18 protein-coding genes and 1 other annotated feature are annotated in these 19381 nt (G+C 45.8%); all 18 genes read right to left on the minus strand.

The genetic code is table 11. The features are described from left to right. Positions 1-14: 14 nt before the first annotated feature. The 18 genes from ACZMB2_RS00465 to ACZMB2_RS00550 all read right to left on the minus strand — a co-directional run bounded on the left by ACZMB2_RS00465 (position 15) and on the right by ACZMB2_RS00550 (position 19378). A complete protein-coding gene (locus tag ACZMB2_RS00465; RefSeq protein WP_487595023.1) occupies positions 15-419 on the minus strand; it encodes a YolD-like family protein in 405 nt (134 codons plus the stop codon). Continuing rightward, positions 416-1924 (minus strand): Y-family DNA polymerase, encoded by a 1509-nt coding sequence (locus tag ACZMB2_RS00470; RefSeq protein WP_487595024.1) that lies wholly within the window; start codon positions 1922-1924, stop codon positions 416-418. Before ACZMB2_RS00470 ends, ACZMB2_RS00465 begins: the two co-directional genes overlap by 4 nt. Before the next feature lie 83 nt (positions 1925-2007). Beyond that, the gene (locus ACZMB2_RS00475) at positions 2008-2970 is read right to left on the minus strand and encodes a Fic family protein (RefSeq protein WP_487595025.1); all 963 of its coding nucleotides are present in this window, start codon (positions 2968-2970) and stop codon (positions 2008-2010) included. Positions 2971-3598: 628 nt separating this feature from the next. After that, a complete protein-coding gene (locus ACZMB2_RS00480) occupies positions 3599-4954 on the minus strand; it encodes an efflux RND transporter periplasmic adaptor subunit (protein ID WP_487595026.1) in 1356 nt (451 codons plus the stop codon). Positions 4955-4956: 2 nt separating this feature from the next. Then, on the minus strand, positions 4957-7323 hold the full coding sequence (locus tag ACZMB2_RS00485; protein WP_487595027.1) for an ABC transporter permease: 2367 nt from the start codon (positions 7321-7323) through the stop codon (positions 4957-4959). Beyond that, positions 7317-8024, minus strand: coding sequence for an ABC transporter ATP-binding protein (locus tag ACZMB2_RS00490; RefSeq protein ID WP_487595028.1), 708 nt, complete (start codon positions 8022-8024; stop codon positions 7317-7319). Before ACZMB2_RS00490 ends, ACZMB2_RS00485 begins: the two co-directional genes overlap by 7 nt. A 106-nt stretch (positions 8025-8130) precedes the next feature. Beyond that, entirely contained in the window at positions 8131-9069 is a 939-nt protein-coding gene (locus ACZMB2_RS00495) for a bile acid:sodium symporter family protein (RefSeq protein WP_487595029.1), read from the minus strand. Between the two features lie 111 nt (positions 9070-9180). Further along, positions 9181-9427, minus strand: a binding site (T-box leader). Positions 9428-9478: 51 nt separating this feature from the next. Then, positions 9479-10453, minus strand: coding sequence for an L-lactate dehydrogenase (locus ACZMB2_RS00500; protein WP_487595030.1), 975 nt, complete (start codon positions 10451-10453; stop codon positions 9479-9481). Between the two features lie 111 nt (positions 10454-10564). Continuing rightward, positions 10565-11203 carry a beta/alpha barrel domain-containing protein gene (locus ACZMB2_RS00505; protein ID WP_487595031.1) on the minus strand — a complete coding sequence of 213 codons (639 nt, stop codon included), beginning with the start codon at positions 11201-11203 and terminating at the stop codon, positions 10565-10567. Between the two features lie 16 nt (positions 11204-11219). Then, positions 11220-11702 carry a hypothetical protein gene (locus ACZMB2_RS00510; RefSeq protein ID WP_487595032.1) on the minus strand — a complete coding sequence of 161 codons (483 nt, stop codon included), beginning with the start codon at positions 11700-11702 and terminating at the stop codon, positions 11220-11222. 24 nt (positions 11703-11726) lie between these two features. Further along, on the minus strand, positions 11727-12620 hold the full coding sequence (dapA, locus tag ACZMB2_RS00515) for a 4-hydroxy-tetrahydrodipicolinate synthase (protein WP_487595033.1): 894 nt from the start codon (positions 12618-12620) through the stop codon (positions 11727-11729). Between the two features lie 3 nt (positions 12621-12623). Further along, positions 12624-13235 carry a KpsF/GutQ family sugar-phosphate isomerase gene (locus ACZMB2_RS00520; protein ID WP_487595034.1) on the minus strand — a complete coding sequence of 204 codons (612 nt, stop codon included), beginning with the start codon at positions 13233-13235 and terminating at the stop codon, positions 12624-12626. A gap of 22 nt (positions 13236-13257) precedes the next feature. Next, positions 13258-14010 (minus strand): HpcH/HpaI aldolase family protein, encoded by a 753-nt coding sequence (locus ACZMB2_RS00525; protein WP_487595035.1) that lies wholly within the window; start codon positions 14008-14010, stop codon positions 13258-13260. Positions 14011-14068: 58 nt separating this feature from the next. Next, positions 14069-15355, minus strand: coding sequence for a PTS ascorbate transporter subunit IIC (ulaA, locus tag ACZMB2_RS00530; RefSeq protein ID WP_487595036.1), 1287 nt, complete (start codon positions 15353-15355; stop codon positions 14069-14071). A gap of 77 nt (positions 15356-15432) precedes the next feature. Further along, positions 15433-15711, minus strand: a complete 279-nt coding sequence (locus ACZMB2_RS00535; protein ID WP_487595037.1) for a PTS sugar transporter subunit IIB — start codon at positions 15709-15711, stop codon at positions 15433-15435. Positions 15712-15741: 30 nt separating this feature from the next. Then, positions 15742-16182, minus strand: a complete 441-nt coding sequence (locus ACZMB2_RS00540; protein ID WP_487595038.1) for a PTS sugar transporter subunit IIA — start codon at positions 16180-16182, stop codon at positions 15742-15744. 189 nt (positions 16183-16371) lie between these two features. Next, a complete protein-coding gene (locus ACZMB2_RS00545) occupies positions 16372-17982 on the minus strand; it encodes an acyl-CoA carboxylase subunit beta (RefSeq protein WP_487595039.1) in 1611 nt (536 codons plus the stop codon). 181 nt (positions 17983-18163) lie between these two features. Continuing rightward, positions 18164-19378: an ABC transporter permease gene (locus tag ACZMB2_RS00550; RefSeq protein ID WP_118769984.1), complete on the minus strand. Its 1215-nt coding sequence runs from the start codon at positions 19376-19378 to the stop codon at positions 18164-18166. Between the last annotated feature and the right edge of the window lie 3 nt (positions 19379-19381).

Consider the following 19381-nt stretch of genomic DNA (forward strand, 5'->3'; position numbering starts at 1 on the left):
AATTATTTGTATTTTTATAATTCATCTTCTATCCCGATCACATCTTCCATCAAAATCCGACTTCCGTCCATGAGAACAATTCTGTGCTCATAGTCGTCAAGCTTTTTTATATTTCCTGTCACGGTAACATATTCACCGCCCTCTTTTCTGGCATCCGGCACAAAACAGGTAATACTGACCTTGGGATGTTCGTTCAGATGTTCGGAAATGAACTGTAATTTCTCATTTAAAGCCTGCCGTTCATATTCATCCAGCTCCACACGCTGATCTGTCAGTCTTGCTGTTTCTGCAATTGCAGCATCATAGCCTGTCAAAGCAGCAAATGGTGAAAACTGCGCCGCCCGGTCTTCCATGGACATCTGCGGATGTATTCTTGATACACGATGGGGAAGATGGATGATATCATCATATTCACTCACGCCTTATGCCCTCCGATCTGCTCATTTCGATTTTTGGCAGTTGCACCTTCCTGAAGACTCATCCCTTTCAAAATTGCATTTTTGCCAAACTTTTTCTTAATCGTAATTGTAGCTTCCTGTAATTTTCTTTCCCGGTCCAGTCTTAGTGCCTCCTGCTTTTCCTGCTCCTCTTCAGCCGCATAATCTGTAAATAAATCCAGCTGTTGATAGCTGTTGTTCTTCTGCTGAGCGGCTTTCTCCTCCACGATATTGTTTGCCGTAATACTCATTCTTCGGATCAGCAGATTCTTGTCCACAATACGGTCGTACAGAACAGAAGCCGCCTCTACCACCTTTTGCGTGGAAGAAGTGAAGCTTTCCAGATTCTCCGTTCCATGGGCATGTTTTGGAATCTGTCTTCCATAACGGTCCGTGACCACCTCACCTCGATATTTCTTTCTGCGTTCCGGATCTGTCAGATTTTCAATATCATAGCCAACAGTAATGACAATCTGATCAGTGACAAGACGCTTTTCAACCAGATCAAGAGAAAGAGCATCTGCCATCTCCCTTACTACAAGCTTTGCTTTTTCCGCATCATATGGACACTGCAGCACCTGACCGGAACCAAGACTGCTGCTCTCCGGCCGGTATGCCTTCACCGCTTCCACCGTACAGGGTTCCCATCCCCATGCATGGTCAATCAGAAGCTCTGCATTTTTTCCAAACAGCCGGTACAGTAACTCTTCATTCTGCTCCGAACAACGGGCTACGTCACCCATTGTATAAATGCCATAGGTTTCCAGTTTCTTTGCATATCCTCTGCCCACTCTCCAGAAGTCTGTAATCGGCCGGTGTGACCACAACTCTCTTCGGTAAGTCATTTCATCAAGAAATGCAATCCTGACTCCATTTTCATCGGAAGGAATATGCTTTGCCATGACATCCATGGCTACCTTACACAGATACAGATTGGTTCCAATTCCTGCCGTGGCCGTAATCCCGGTTGTCTCCAGCACTTCCAAAATCATTTTCATGGCAAGATCGCGAGGAGACATACGATAGGTCTGCAAATAGTCCGTCACATCCATAAATACCTCGTCTATGGAATAAACAATGATATCTTCCGGTGCAACATACTTCATATAAATCTCATAAATCCGGGTGCTGTATTCCATGTAATAGGCCATACGCGGAGGTGCAATGATAAAATCCAACTCCAGTGAAGGATCTTTTGATAATTCCGAATAAAAATGAGAAGAACCAGAAAACTCTCTGCCCCTCAGATTTCGCTTTCGGTCTGCATTGACTTCCTTGACTTTCTGCTTCACTTCAAACAGACGCGCCCGGCCGGAAATACCAAATGATTTTAATGTAGGTGTCACTGCAAGACAGATGGTCTTATCCGTTCTGCTCTCATCCGCCACCACCAGATTCGTATCCAGTGGATCCAGTCCCCGATCGCGGCACTCCACCGAGGCATAGAATGATTTTAAGTCGATGGCAATGTAGGTGTGTTGTTTCATGACTATGCCTCCTCGTTATTGTTATAAATCTCTGTTTTATTCTATCTTAATTAAAACTTCCCATTTACCATTACGTTTTCCATTTAATCTCTGAATAAATCCTTTTTCTTTAAGAGAAGCGCTAATTCATCCAAAGGGCAATTCAAAGTGCAAATTCTGCCCTTTGAAATATTTTCTGTTACCCTTTTAACATCCTTTCCATTCTCTTCCGCAACATAATCAATATGCATATATCGATTTTTCAATTCATAATCTGTTCCTAAAATCAAATTACTGAAGAACATTTCCAAAAACTTCGTTGTTGCATGAATGCCATTTTGCAAATCATTATAATTAGCTCTTACCAATGCATTACGAAAATACCATGAATTTTTCTCAAAAGCATCATTGTTTACGCGAAACCCGAACGTTTTTATGTACTTAATCATAAAAACAGCGGTTGCCCTGGTATTGCCTTCGCAGAAAGGATGAATCTGCCATATATCTGAAGCAAATTTTGCCAGATGTCTTACCGACGCATCTATGGACAGTCCCTCATAAGAAAACTGTTTTTCCGTAGAAAAATCATAATCTAGAGTATCTTTGATACTATCCCATGCCGCATAAATAACCGTATGGCCTTTCAATACCCATTCCTTTTTCGTGATATTATAGTTTCTGATTTGACCGGCATGCGGAAATACGCCTTCAAATAATCTGCGGTGAATAGTCAGCCATTCGGCAGGCGAAAACTGAAATGTTTTCTCACCTAACAACTTTGCAATTCTCGCTGATACAATATCGGCCTCCTTCGTCTCATTTTCAGTTTCAACGCGATCAGCGCGTTGTTCATAATAACTCTGAATACGCTTCTGTGCGTCATCTATACTAATTTTGCCCTCAATATGATCTTTGGCCGTATCTAATAGATACGCAGATGTTTTTAGTCCATCCACTGCCTGCAGACCAATCGCTGTCTGCCACGCTTCGCTTTTTTCTATTTTGTCAGGTTCACCCTGCTTGATATATTCTTCAAGTTCGAACTGCCAGTTTTTTTCTAAAGACATAGCTACACCTCATTTTCTTACATATCTTTGATTCTTGCTATAATCCACTTACTTCCAATACTTCACACAAAATGTTGCTATAAAAAGTATAGACATCTTTCATTATATGAAATTGCATTTTTATATGAAAATATAACTTTCCATGCGTATATCTTACCATACGTAACCCCAACAGTAAACATCAGTTCGGGTTTCTAAATAAAAAATCGTTAAAGAAACCTACCAACGCTGCCGATAACTTGCCTTATGAGAAAGTTGGTAAGAATGAGCCTGTGTGCATTGCGGATGAGGTGCCGTTTGAGATTCCGGAGAGCTGGGAGTGGATACGGTTAGGAAGTATTGGTGAAACTAATATCGGTCTAACTTATAAACCGAGTGATAAAGTAGATGAAAAAAATGGAATAGCCGTTTTGCGCTCTAATAATATTCACCTATTATTTTTTTCATGGGCCTATATGAAAATACCCCCATCCCAGTTCCTGTTTTTCCTCGCCACAACAAGCTTTTATACGTGAAATGGGCCAGAGAATAGCTTCATCAGCCAAAAATTCCACCTTTTTTGAAAATGACAGGAATTTTTGCAAACAAATCGGGCGTGGAGACCCACGCCCTACAAAATCGCAATGATTTATTTCACTCTTTTTCCATCACTAATATCCGCGTCATAGGGATTGGTGATTATTTCCTGTCCTTCTTCCAGGCCGCTGACGATCTCGGTTCTGCCGTCGCTTTGTTCACCGGTTTCGACCGGAGTCAGTACGGCACGGCTGCCTTTCTTCACATAGACCGCATCTCCATCGGTATCCGGCACGATGGCAGAGGACGGTACCTGCAGCACCTGCTCTTTGTGTACGGCATGGAAGGTAAGGTCTGCCTGATGTCCGGCACCGATGCGGTCGGACAGGCTGTCTACGGTAAGGATCACTTTGCTTCGGTTCTCCTCAATACCGAGAACAGACAGTTCTTCTGTGGATACCGGAGATAAGAAGGATACGGTTGCATCCACGATGCTGCCGTCGGACAGTTCCGCCGTTACTTCGTCACCATCATGAATGAGTGCTGCCTGAGTATCCAGAAGATCCGCTTCCAGCGTCATCTCGGACGGATCATAGATCCGGTAAAGGGGCTGGTTGGCTGCTACATAGTCTCCGTTTTTCACCAGCATTTCCCAGATCACGCCATCGAGCGGCGCAGTGGGTTCCGCTTTGTCGAGCTGGCTCTGCACCTGCTCTTCCTGGTTGGAAAGCTGATCTTCGGAGGCCTTTGTACTCTGAGTCAGGGAACTGCTGCTGCCGTCCAGAAGCTTTAACTGATTTTCATAGGAAGCAATCATACTTTCATAATATGCTTTGGTACTCTCGGAACGATTAGTATCCGCTTCCACCAGTGCCTGTTCCGCCGCTGCCCTGGTGCTCTCCAGTGCGCTTAACTGGGACTGTTTGGTGGGATCGGTGGAACCGTCATATTTATCATAAGCTTTCCAGTAAGCCACATTTGCCACCTGAAAATTTTCAGATGCAATCTGGAACAGCTGCTCAGCATTTCCATTTTCTCCGTAGAGCTGCTCATAGGTGGTTCTTGCCTGATTGAGCTGGGTTTCCAGCTGCTGACGGCTCACTGCCACCTCTGCTTTAGCGGAATTTCCCTGGCTTTTCACTCCTGATTTCTGGGCTTCCAGAGACGTCTTCTGACGTTCCAGCTCGTCACGGGCCTCGGAATCGTCAATAGCAATCACCTGATCTCCGGCGCTGGCTGTTTCGCCTTCCTTTAGCAGTACCTCCGTCACCTGTCCTGCTAACGGTGCGCACACATACTGACTGTTCTTCGGCGTTACAGTCGCAGACGCTGTAAAGGTTTCCGTGAGGTCTGCCTTTTCCATAATTTCCGTCTCCACCGATACCGGGCTTAACAGGACATAGAGTCCGACGGCTGCCAGCACAATGACGGCTGCCCCTGCCAGAATCAATTTTACTTTTTTCTTCATCTTTATTCCCTCTCCATCAGAAGCGATACCGGTGATACCGCTTTTAGTTTTCTCAGAATCAATTGTGAACTGATAAATACAGCAACGCCCATGAGTACAATTGCTTCCAGTACAGATGCTGCATCTACAAAATCCGGAATGCTGTACATCTTCGCCGACATGGAAACTGCCAGCATATGGCTCATCCACAGAGTCATAGGAATGCCAAGAAGAATACCTCCCGCAGTCAGAATCCACTGGCCCACACTGATGACTTCCAGACATTCTTTCGCCGTCAGCCCCAGCATCCGCATAACAGAAAGTTCCCGTTTCAGTTCCTCAAAACTGATAAGGGCGCTGGTGTACAAGACCGCCAGACCAATGAGGATTCCCAAAACTACCATAGAACCAATCATCACGGTAAAGCTTCCCATGAGGCTCCGCCAATTATCAAGCTTGGCCGTCCGGCTCTCGATTCCCGTCACCAGCGGTGCCCCGTCAAAGCTCTTCCACAATTCTTCCTGGGCATCTTTTGCCGCCTTAATATAAATTCCAGTTGACACATTCCGATATTCACTGATTTTCGCCAGACCTTCCGGTGACAGATACGCAGTGGTTCCCATATACTGTTCCATGACGGCTGTTACCCGGATTCTGGAAATCCGTTCCTCCGGATACAGGACCTTTACATCAATCCAGTCCCCGGCTTTGACACCAAGCCGCTGACTCATATGAATGGACAATACAATGCCCTCCGATTCCACATTAATCCGTCGTCCTTCTTTATCTGACAAGCGGCAGAGGGTAGAATCCGGTTCGATCGCCTGCAGGGTGCAATCCAGTTCCGTATCTCCCCGCATCAGCTTTCCCTGAGTCTCCGCAAAGGGCTCCACCTTCTCAATCTGGCTGTTCTGGATAGATGCAAGCACCTCCCTGGTCTTTAATGGCTGTTCAAAATATACAGTAAAATCCTGATGCTGTACTTTCTCCAGATTATCAAAGAGAAAGACGTCAAACAGAGAATTGACCGACATGAGTGTCGCCGTAATCATAAAAGCACAGGCAATCCCAAACAGGGATAAAAGGCTTCGCCTTCGGTTTCGGCCGATACTTCGAAGCGCCATAATACCAGGCACGGTAAATAGCCTGACAAATCCGGGAATCCGCTCCGCCAGAGTTGCCTTCGCGCTCTTCGGTGCAGGCGGCCGCAATGCGTCTGCCGGACTTAACCCTGTCAGATTTTTCGCACACAGGAAGCTTACCGTTCCACAGAAAGTTCCTGCCAGCACAGTTCCCAGCACCAAATATTTCATGGAAATCCCGGCTATGGCATCCGGCAGATTATAGTACTGTCTGTAGTATGCAATCAGTGGAGATGCCCCAAAATTACCCAGAAGACCGCCCACAGCTCCGCCGATCACGCCGATCAGCAGGCCATAGCCCAGATAGTGAAGTCCGATCTGTCTGCCGGTAATTCCCAGTGACAACATAGTTCCGATCTGAATACGCTGCTGATCAATCAGCCGATGCATGGTAATGTAAAGCACCACTGCCGCCACAAAAAGAAACAGAAACGGCAGCACCACCGCCATCTCTTCCAGCTGGCTCAACTCTGAATTCAGCATAGAAGCGGACTGGTGATCTTCTCTTCCATAAACGCTGTAACAGCCATAAGGCTTCAGAAGTTCTTCCACCTGGTCTTTCACATCTTTTACTTCATACCCCGGTTGTAATGTAAATGTAAAGCTGTTTGCCATATCCTGCATGCCATAGAGATTTTCCATGGTACGGAGACTAACAAACCCCACATCGTAATGATAGGGATCAGGATACATCTCAACGATGTTCCGGATAATATAAATATTTTCCGGCGAAATGCCTCCGCCCGTAATCTCAAATTCTGTTTCTTTTCCGGAAACCATCACCCGGATTTTCTGTCCCGGCGAATACCCTCTTGCTTCCAGAAATGCATTTCCGGCCACCATCTGCAGGTCTCCGTCACCTGCGTCCATGCCTTGAAAAAGCATGGGCACATCGGAGCCGCCCTTTTCATAGGAAATCAGTTTCAGCCGCGCGGTCGTATTTCCCTGTTCCTGATTCTCCTCTTTGATACGGACTTCCTTTATAATCCGTGCATTGGCATCCGTGATTCCCGGTATTTCCTTTATTTTATCCGTAATCGCGGCCGGTGCTTCCTGCACCTCCGCGAATCCATCCGCAAAAGAGCTTCGTTCATAGAGCAGATCTCTGGATGCAATCAGATGGTCTTCTGCCACCGACATAAGACAGTACCCACAGAATCCAACAGCAACAATCAGAAGGCAGATACCATAAGCTGCTATGCTTTTCCTCATGTCGCGGAGCATCTTTTGCAAAAGCAGTTTTACCATTGCAGTTCCTCCGCTTTCAATGGATGGGTATTTTCCTCCACCCGCTGAATCTGCCCGTCCTTCATATAAAATACCCGATCCGCCACTTTTGCCATCTCTGCATTATGGGTGATGGTCACCACCGGGCATCCGATCTGGTCCCGCACATCCAGAAGAAGCTGCACCACCGCCAGAGAGTTTTTGGAATCCAGTGCTCCGGTAGGCTCGTCACAGAGCAGAATCGACGGATTTTTCACAATCGCCCTGGCAATGGAGACACGCTGCTGCTCACCACCGGACATCTGGGATGGAAAATGTTCTTTCCGCTGCGCCAGTCCCACCATCTCCAAGACTTCTTCCGCACTTCTGGAGCCTTCCGTAATGCTGGCAGACAGCTCTACATTTTCTCTGGCCGTCAGAGTCGGTATCAGGTGAAAAAACTGAAATACAAATCCGACGACATTTCTCCGATAATTGGAGAGTTCCCTTTCCGTCATTTCTGATAAGTTCTGATTCTGGTATAAAAGCTCTCCTCCGCTTGCCTTATCCATTCCACCAAGCAGATTAAGAAGTGTACTCTTACCGGAACCGGACGGTCCTAAGACGACCACAAATTCCCGTGGCCGGATCTCAAAAGAAACCCCATTTAGCGCATGTACAGCCACTTCTCCCTCTCCGTACCATCGCCTCACATCCATTCCCTTCAGTATCCATTCTTCCATTATTTTCTCCTTGTGGTTAGATATGCCTAATTTATTTACAGAAAGTATAGCACAAAAAAATAAGAGATACAATCCTGTAATCCAGGTGTATCTCTTATTTTCTTAATTAGCGTTCCGCAGTTCTCGCAAAAAAGTTTGCTAAGATTGCTCCGGATACATTGTGCCATACACTGAAGACTGCTCCCGGAATGGTTGCCAGCGGATACTGTGCAAAATGTACGGTTGCAAGAGAAGTTGCCAGTCCGGAGTTCTGCATACCGACCTCAATGGAGATTGCACGGCATTTGCTCTCATCCAGTTTCAAAACTTTTCCTACGCCGTAACCAACCGTGTAACCAAGTACATTATGAAGAATGACTACACCGATGATCAGAAGACCGGAAGTCATGATCTTTGCGGAGTTTGCGGATACAACAGCTGCTACAATCGCTACAATCGCAGTGGTGGAGATCAGCGGAAGGATTTCTACTACTGTCTCAGTAATTTTCTTAAAGAAGTGGTTGATGACAAATCCAAGCAGGATCGGTACAATCACGACTTTAATGATGGATACGAACATGCTCACTACATTCACATCTACTGTCTGTCCTGCATACAGCTTGGTCAGCAGCGGAGTCAGGAACGGAGCAAGAATCGTGGATACGGAAGTCATACCAACGGACAGTGCCACATCTCCTTTGGAAAGGTAAGTCATAACGTTGGAAGAAGTTCCTCCCGGGCAGGTACCTACCAGAATGACACCGACCGCCAGTTCCGGACTCAGGTGAAACAGTTTTGTCAGACCGAATGCCAGAAGCGGCATAATGGTAAACTGGGCAATACAGCCGATAATCACATCCTTCGGGCGGCTGAAGACTACTTTGAAATCATCCGGCTTCAGGGTAAGTCCCATACCAAACATAACAATACCAAGCAGTGTATTGACATAGCTTGTCTTAATAAAGCTGACACTGGACGGTGCAAACAATGCAACCAATGCCATAAGAATAACAATGGCCGCCATATAACGGCTTACAAAATTAGTGATTTTTTTCAGTACGTTCATTTCTAGTTTCCTCTTTTCCTCTTTTGTATATGCATCTTCACACCATAGCGCAAATGTTTCCACAGGTATTTTTACATTGTCCGGACAAATAAAAAAACCTTCATCTCTAATACAAGAGACAAAGGTTTAAAATCCTCTGCGGTACCACTCTTCTTGCCATGGAATCCATGACCACTCTCTACTCATCTACTAATGAGCGACAGGATAACGACTGTCAGCCGTCCGGATCTACGCGGTAACATGCTTCTCGAACCGGATGCTCAGAGGTGATTTTCACTGAAACTGCATCACCGCATCCCACCATCCGCGGCTCTCTGTAGAATTCCTTCCAGTTACTCGTCCTCGTCATTGCGAAGTTCATATAACGGTTGTTATGGTACTCCTGTTTTCAAAGCATGTCAATAGGATTTTACAAATTTTTTTCTTCCGGATAGACACTGGTAATGGCCGTCCGCAGATGTTCATAGCAATTCTCTAGATCTTTCTTACCATTTTCGTCAAGGGGCAGCTCCAATACCCGGTCAATTCCATTCTTAGAAATAACACAGGGAAGGCTCATGGCTACTCCGGTCATACCATACTGGCCTGACAGAACAGTAGATACCGGTACTACGGATTTTTCGTTCCGGACAATGCTTCCAATCAGACGACAAGCGCTTAATGCCACGCCGGAACTGGTATAACCTTTCAGTTCCACAATATCCAGTCCGATGACCTTGGTATCATGAAGAAGTTTCTCTTTATCCGGCTGTTCTTCAAGATTAAACTGCTCTTTCAGCTGGTCAAAGGGCACACCTACAATATTTACCGTGTTCCACGGAATAAAAGAAGTAGAACCGTGCTCACCCAATACAAATCCCGTCACGTTCTTAGCGTCAACACCGCACAAATCACCCAGCATCTTATTAAAACGTGCCGTATCCAGCAAGGTTCCGGTTCCAAAAATTTTATTTGCCGGATAATTGAACTTTTTCTGTGCAATATAAGTGAGAATATCGAGAGGATTAGATACAACAATAATAATTGCCTCCCGCGTATATCGGGTAATCTGCTCCATAATATCGTTCATAACACTGACATTTTTCTCCAAAAGCACCATCCGGTCTCTTGAATTACCTGGCTGAATACTGGGACCTGCTGTAATGACAATGATCTGTGCATCTGCACACTCTTCATAACCGCCTACGCGGATGTCTGCATTGGCACTGTAGGCAAATGCAGTTGTATGACTGGCATCCAGCACCTCTCCCAGCGCTTTCTTCTGATTACGGTTTACAACCACAATATTATCCAAAATATTCATCCGAAGCACCGAATTTAAAATCGCACTTCCTACATTTCCAGCTCCAATAATGACCATTTTTCCATAGGATACTTTTCCCATAACCGGTTCCTCCTCTTCACTTTCTTCCAGCAGTCTATCATATTTTGTCCAAAAAAGAAATCCCCTTCCAGCAGCAGCTGTCAGGGGACTTCCATATCCTGCAATCAGGATTTATTTCATAGATGCACGAGTCTCATCAATGATGGTCTTGATCTGTTTTGCGTTAGCAGCGATATCCTCGGAAGTACCTTTGGTTAAAAGTCCTCCGAATCCACAGCAATCTACGCCTCTCTTCACATAATCGCTCAGGTTGTCCAGAGTGATTCCGCCGGATGCCAGAATCGGCATGAACGGAGTCGGGGTCTTGAATACAGACACCAGCTTCGGACCGTAGAAGTCAGAAATCGGGAATGCTTTGATGAAAGCAGCACCATACTCCAGTCCGGTAATTGCCTCGGTGATGCTTGTGCAGCCCGGTGCATACGGAATCTGATAACGGTTGCAGACTTTTGCAACCTCTGTGCTCAGGTTCGGAGCGATGATAAACTGTGCGCCAGCCAGGATTGCATGTCTTGCAGTCTCCGGGTCCAGAACGGTACCAGCACCTACAACCAGTTTGTCACCAAATTTTTCACGAAGGGCAGCAATTACCTCACCTGCGTTTGGAAGGGTGTAGCTGATCTCCATACAGTCGATTCCACCAGCCAGGCAGCCTTCTGCGATCTCATATCCTCTTTCTACAGTCTGAACACGAACAATGGCCATAGCGCCAGTATCAGCGATTCTCTTTGTAATTTCCACTTTCTGCATAATTAGCATCCTCCTCTTATTTCTTGTCCACGACGGTTATATTCAGATTATGTTTTTTCATAACTTCCACTACGCGCTCCTCCGTCTCAGCCAACTCCTGCTTACGGAATGGCCAGATGACACCCACATAGTTCCATCCCGACGGATGGGTCACCTCATCTGATGCAAAAAACAGTTTGATGGACTTATGGTCACGAAGCACTTTGACTTCCTTGATTTTGCAGTACTGCATGGTTACAGGCCCGCGGGGAAGAGAATAGATCACGAGCTCTTTTTTCTTAAACGTGCAAACCGGAATATTCTGTGTCAGTTTCTTTCCATAACGGAACATATACTTAACAGCAAACCAGATTCCTGTAGCACCCAAGAACACGCCCAGATAGAACACACGATTCATAAACTCTGCACAGATAAACATCAGTATCAGAGTCAGGCACAGATTTCCTGCGGTGTACAGTGTCAGTTTTACGCGGTCTTCTTCAATTGTATATTCGCCCATGTCATTCTTCCTTTTTATTTTTACTTAGTTAAGGCCGTAGTATTTCAGCATTTCTTTGATCTTCTCATCATCCTCAGCAGTCAGTTCCTGAACCGGAAGTCTTGCCGGTCCAATCTCTGCGATACCAGCCAGCTCGGTTGCACGTTTCATAACGCTCGGAACGGTACCAAGTTTCAGCACACCGCGAAGAACATCGATATCTTTCTGAAGCTTCTCAGCTTTCTCAGTCTCACCTGCTCTCAGAGCCTTATCCAGACCTACGAGAGTGTCAACAATAACATTACTGGTTCCTGCAACAGCACCGGTAGCACCCAGGCCATATGCATAGGAGATCTTGGAATCACTTCCAACCAGAAGCTGCAGATCTTTGCGTTTGCTGATCTCGGCATATGCCTGCAGTCTTTCAGGCTCTCCGCTGGAGTCTTTGATACCCTGGATATTCTCAAAATCAGCCAGACGATCTACCAGTTCCGGATCCAGCGGGCAGCCGGTAGCCTTCGGGATGTTATAAAGAACGATCGGGATATTTACGCTCTCAGCAACTGCTTTATAATGAGCATACAGGTTCTCATTAGTTGGTTTCAGGAAGTAAGGAGTGATAACAGACAGAGCGTCAGCACCAGCAGCCTCTACAGCCTTGGACAGACGAATGGTAGCCTTGGTAGAGCAGCTTCCGGTCCCTACATATACCGGCACTCTTTTGTTTACGATCTCAACAACCTTCTTGGTCATCTCGATCTTCTCGTCTTCATCGATTACATGGAACTCACCGTTACTTCCAAGGATGAAAATACCATTTACGCCATGCTCAATCAGGTGGTTGATCAGTTTCTCAGTTGCTTCATAGTTAATGCTCTGCTCCGCGTCACGATGGAACGGGGTGACGATCGGAGTGATAATGCCTTCCATTTTCATCATGCTTTATTTCTCTCCTTCTCTGATGCTCTTTCCAAGAGATCCGCCCGGATGCCAGGTAACGTAAATTTCCGGTGTCAGATTTTTCTCATTCTGCAACAGAACGCTTAAGGTTTGAAGCATCATGATCTCAACCAGAATGGACGCGCGAGGTGGTTTGTTCATGGAATCACCTTCCTGCTCAACACCTGCAACCAATGCAACATCACCTGCTTTACCAAGCCAGGACTCTGCAGAACGGGTTACGGAAATGATCTTTGCACCATTTCTCTTCAGTGTCTCTACCGTTGCTTTCAGTTCCATAGTTTCACCACTATTGGAGATTGCGATTACCACATCTCCCGGGCGAACCTGTCCTGAACTTCCGTGTACAGCCTCAGTTCCGTGCAGCTCGTAAGCCGGAGTTCCGGTACTGGAAAGAAGGGATGCAATATATCCTGCTACATGTGCAGGTTTACCGATACCGGTTACGTGTACACGATTATTGTTTGCCTCAGCATCAAGGATCAGTTTTTTTGCAGCTGAAAGTGCATCAACATCAATGCTGTCGATCCATTTCTGTACCTGTCCGGATGCAATGTCTAAAAACTCTTTTACCTGTTCTTTATCAGTTGCCATAATGGCTCCTTTCTACTATTCCTTATAGTTGTTCATACTCTTCTACTGCTTTTTTCATGCCCGCACGGAGAATATTGGTGTCAATTGCTGCCACCAGAATATTAATATCCTCACGAAAATGTGAAAGCAGATTCATGCCGCCGATAATTCCAAAAGCCTTGTCATGCCGTTTGCAGGCATCCACTACTTTCTGAATCAAGGCCAGTTCCCGTTCATCCATCACGTTATCAGGATTGCCCATGGAGATTCCCAGGTCACAGGGACCTACAATCGCCGCGTCAATACCTTCCACCCTCAGGATCTCGTCGATGTTCTCCACACCTTTGACCGTCTCAATCTGAGCAATGGTCATGGTATGCCGATTCATCTTTTCCATATTCTGTGCATGTCCGCCACTGGGACCGTAATCCGTATTGGCTCCGCCGGAATAGCTTCTTCTTCCCACTGGCGGATACTTGCTCCAGCCTGCCAGAAGTTCTGCCTGTTCCCGCGTCTCAATCATGGGTACCATCACACCAGATGCACCGTAATCCAGAATCTTGGATACATCCGCTCTAGCCAGCTGTGGCACACGCACAACAGAAGGAAATCCTCTTCCGTTTGCCATTACCATCAGGTCGTGCAGCTTTTCGTAGGAAAGGACTCCATGCTCACAGTCATAAAACACAAAATCCATCCCACACTGCTGTGCAATCACGGCCATTGCCGGATTATCCACTACCTTTACCAGTACGCCTTTTAATTTTCTGTCCTTCCAGACTTCCTTCAGTTCCATAATTTTCCTCGTAATGAAAGCGAGGGCAGGGATATGCTCCCTGCCCCCTGATAAATAATTATCTAAAGATACCTAAAATGGTATTTAATACAGCTCCGATGATGTTGTAGTCAACGTTCGGGAAGGAAGCGTCTGCGATTCCAAGTGCTGCAAATGCCGGATACAGGATCAGCGGCAGGCCAGTCAGAGCCATACCAACGATGAAGGATCCAACGAATGCACCTTTCCAGCCACCGTGGATGTTACCAAATACACCACAAGTACCGCCGGAGAAGAAGCAGATACCAGCTGCCGGGATCATGATGGTGCTGCTGTGCATAGCTACCATGATAGCCATTGCTGCAAGTCCGCCAAGGAAAGATCCAACGAAACCGATCAGAACTGCGGTCGGTGCGAACGGGAAAATAGCCGGGCAGTCAACTGCAGGTTTGGAGTTCGGAATGTATTTCTCAGAGATTGCAACGAATGCTGCGGTGATCTCTGCGATGAACTGACGAACACCATAGATCAGGACGCTCATACCAGCCGCAAACTGCAGACCCTGCAGGAACGGATAGATGAACCAGATGTTGTTTCCGGATTTCTCAAGAACTACGTCCATATGTCCGTTTACAACACAAGCTACTACTGCGATGTAGAACAGAACTACCATGAACAGTGCTACAGAGAATACGAAGTCTCTGAACAGTTCGAAGAATTTCGGCATATTTACGTTGCTTGCATCAGATTTCTCTTTGTTTCCGCCAGCTTTCTCGAACAGTAATCCTACATATCCGGAGAATGCATAACCAAGGCAGTTGAAGTGACCCATGGACAGGTTGTCTGCACCGGTCAGATCAACCATGAAACGCTGACACAGAGTCGGCAGTGCTGCACCGAAGAATCCAAGAAGGATACCACCAGCTACAACGGTAACTACCATCGGTGTACCATTAGCGATGAATACCAGAGCGATAACACATGCGAAATACAGGAAGTGCTGTCCGGTAAGGAAGATGGATTTGAACGGTGTGAATTTTGCAAACACAAGGTTCATAGCAAATCCGATTACAAATACCAGAGCTACCTCTGTTCCGTATGTATCCAGAGCAAGAGCGGTTGCCAGCTCTACCTGAGTGGTTACACCGTCAATACCGAAAGCGGTGTTGAACAGAGTAGTGAAGTCGCTTACTACAGCAGACATTGCATTGGATCCGATATTGAATACCATGAATCCGATAACGGTCTTAACAGTACCACTGATGGTATCTACAGCGTTCTTCTTCTGAAGAAGCAGACCGATGAGGGCTACAAGACCCATGATCAAGGCTGTGTTCCTTGACTGTGCTAAGATTGCATCTAACATTTTGAATTTCTCCCCTTGTTTAAAATATATGGTCAACGCTTAACGCGCAGCCGTCTTTCATTCACCTGCAGTCTTAATTACTGCTTCGTAGCCAGAAACTCTTCTAATTTAGATTTCATTTCTACTTTGTCTACGATATTTCTGATTCCCAGTGCATACGGAACTTTATCTTTCAGCTCTCCTGCAAGGTCATCCATGGTGATTACCAGATCTCCGTTGAATCCAACGATAGAATCCAGATTTCCATGCTCAGTTTTGATCGGGAAATTGTTCTCATTGATTACCTGATCAGCTTTGATTTTAAGAAGCATACTGGAACCCATTCCAGCACGGCAGCATACTAATGCTCTATACATTGTTCAATTCCTCCTTTAAAAATATGTGACTTATTTGTTGAGGTATGCAAGAACCTCTTCAGCTCCGGTTGCATTATCCAGCATCTTGAAGAAATTTTCATCCTCCAGTCTCTCTGCCAGATCAGCCAGCGCCTCCAGGTGCTCTGTATTATTTCTTGCACTTAAGCAGAATAAATACTTAACCGGATCGTTAGCCTCGCTTCCGAATTCTACCGGTGTTTTTAAAGTTGCAATACCGATTGCGCTCTCAAGCGCTCCCGCTTCAGGTCTTGCATGGGGAAGTGCCACATGCTGGGCAAGTACAAAATACGGACCTGATTCTTTTGCTCCGACAATGATATCATCGACATAAGACTGTTTTACTTTGCCGGCATCCAGTAACGGCTGAGCAGCTTTACGAACCGCATCTTCCCAGTCAGTTGCCTCGATGTTGAGCTTAATCAGGTTCTCACTTGTCAAGTCTTTTAACATCTCCAAAACCCTCCTTTCACATTATCATGAGCATAGTATAGCACATCAATTTGCTCATGAAAATTGTCAGTTTTTCACAATTAGAGTTTCGAAATTCCAACTATCATTATGCATTATTTATATCTAAATCTTTTTTTCGTTCATGAGCACAAGAACGATTGCTGTTTTTTGTGCCCTCGAACCAACGTTTTATAGTGGAATATTACCATGCTTCTTCGGAACTTCTGCCACCTGTTTGTTTTTCAGCATATTCAGGGCTGCAAGCAGACGTTTTCTCGTCTCCGCAGGCTTAATTACCTCCGTTACAAATCCACGAGAAGCCGCCACATAGGGGTTCATGAATTTTTCTTTGTACTCCTGCACCAACTGATCTCTGGTCTCCTGCTGATTCTCTGCTTCACTGATAGCGCGCTTGAATGCAATATTCACTGCTCCTTCTGCTCCCATAACCGCAATTTCTGCTCCCGGCCATGCGTAGACAATATCAGCTCCCATGTTTTTACTGTTCATTGCAATATAAGCACCGCCGTATGCTTTCCTCATAATAACAGAAATCTTCGGCACCGTTGCCTCGGAAAATGCATAGAGCATTTTAGCTCCATGACGAATAATTCCTTTATGCTCCTGTGCTGTTCCCGGCATGAATGCAGGCACATCCACCAGCACTACCAACGGAATATTATAGCAGTCACAGGTCCGGATAAAACGTGCTGCCTTATCAGATGCATCATAGTCAAGGCTGCCTGCCAGCACCATAGGCTGGTTCGCCACAATACCCACACTGCGGCCACCGATTCTTGCATGACCAACCACTACGTTTTTCGCAAACTCTTTCTGCACTTCCATGAAGGAATCTTTATCACAGATCCGGTCAATCACTTCCAGCACATTATATGCTTTTCTGGAATTGTCCGGCACGATTTCTGTCAGTTCCTCGCAGCGGTCATAGGGCTCAATCTTATTCCTTCTTACCAGATTGTTCAGGGAATAAAGAAGGGATTTCTTTGCAGAAGTATCCTCCTTGTCCTTCACCAGTTTCGGCCTTTCCAGATAACTGCTCGGCAGATAGGAAAGCAGTTGCCGTACTCCCTCAAAGCAGGTCTCCTCATCTTTGTAGGTAAAATGAGTCACCCCACTCTTTGTTGCATGAACAGCAGCCCCTCCCAGTTCTTCTACGGTACAGGTCTCGTTTACCACCGTCTTTACAACCTGCGGTCCGGTAATGAACATTTTACCAATCTCTTCCACCATAAAAATGTAATCACAGATAGCCGGAGAATAGCATGCTCCGCCTGAACAAGGTCCTACGATTACTGCAATCTGCGGAATCACACCGGATGCCTTAGTATTTCTCAGGAAAATATTTGCATAACCGCTCAGAGAATCAATTCCCTCCTCAATACGGGCTCCGCCGCTGTCGTTGATCATAATGATCGGAGCTTTCATATCGTATGCCATATCCTGAATGCGGGCAATTTTCATAGAGTGATATTCTCCCAAGGAACCGCCAATGACAGTAAAATCCTCGGAAGATACGAATACGGTCTTGCCGCCGATCTCGCCATAACCAGTCACAACACCGTCTCCCGGCACTCTTTTCTTGTCCAGTCCAAAATCATCAATTCGGGATTCAATAAAATTATCTACTTCCACAAAGGTGCCCGGATCAAAGAGCAGGTCAATTCTTTCTCTGGCTGTCAGTTTGCCGCTCTTGTGCTGTTTTTCAATACGATCCTGTCCACCTGCCTGCAGAATACGCTTTCTCTTTCTGTCCAGGGCACTGATACTGTCCTTCCACATATGTTATACACCTCTTAAATTCATAGTTGATATTACTTTGACTTTCAAAGTATATAGCATATGTTTGTGTTTGTCAATATATTTTGACTATCAAAATATATTTGATTGTTGAGCGCAGAAAATGGCAGCGGATGTTCCATTCACAGGCTGTCACTTTCTGCCCCGTTCTATGCAGCCTGTGTTAATTTCTGCGAAGTGCTTCAATCGGGCTCAAATGTGCCGCTTTTCTTGCAGGATAAATTCCGAAGAAGATACCAACGGTGCAGGAAAATACAGTTGCTCCAATGACAGCTCCTGCACTGACTGCAGGCCCAAAGCTGACCATAGGCAATGCGCAGACGGCATAAGCCCCTGCAATTCCAATTACAATTCCAATCATGCCGCCAATGCCGGTAATAATGGCGGATTCTGCCAGAAACTGCAGCAGGATTGATTTCGTCCGGGCTCCCAATGCTTTTCGGATTCCGATCTCCCGTGTCCGCTCGGTAACGGATACCAGCATAATATTCATAACGCCAATGCCGCCGACCAACAGAGAAATAGCCGCCACCAGCATAATGAAAATAGTAATCATATCGAGCACCTGCATGATAGATGCCATCTGGCTTTCAAAATCCTCGGTCAGAAACGCATCCTGTCCTGTCATTCCATGGCGGGCATTTAGCAGATTGACACCCTTTTCTGCAAGCTCAGCCGTCGCAGATGTATTCTCAGAGAATAGATATACCGAATCAAAGTCCTGGTTTTCTGCCCAGTAGGAATCCGATGTAAGGGGCACTGTTATACCAAGATAATCGCCATACCCTTCATTTACAAAAGTTCCATCCAGTGCTTTTTTCACGCCTACAATCCGGACATCTTTAATGGAACTTCCATCATCCATTTCAAACGTAAGCCCCACCACATCAGCAGTCCCAAACATCCGAATAGCATCTTTTTCTGATAGAACCGCCACATCCAATCCACTGTCGTAATCATCCCAGGTAAACCAGTGTCCATAAAGCATGGTTGGATTCGTGGAATACTCATAATCCGGGTCCGTATAATCGACCACTGCTTCGAAATTTCCTTTTCCGGTCTTAACGCTGTTCACTATGGAGCCTGCCATGGAACTGACTCCTTTTACACCCGGAAGTTTTCTTAATGCATCCCTGTCTTCTGCCGTCACCGTTGGTATTTCACCATCCAGATTGGAATTGGCATAAATATATATCTGTCCTCCTGCCACAGAAGTGAGCTCATTCTCCATTTCGGATTTTGCTCCGTTTCCGATGGACATAATCAGAATAACAGAAGAGACACCAATAATAATGCCGAGCATGGTCAGGAACGACCGGCCCTTGTTCATTTTAATATTGGACAATGCCATTTTTATGTATTCGAAAAGCTGTCCCATGCT

The organism is Hominiventricola sp., assembly GCF_057604405.1.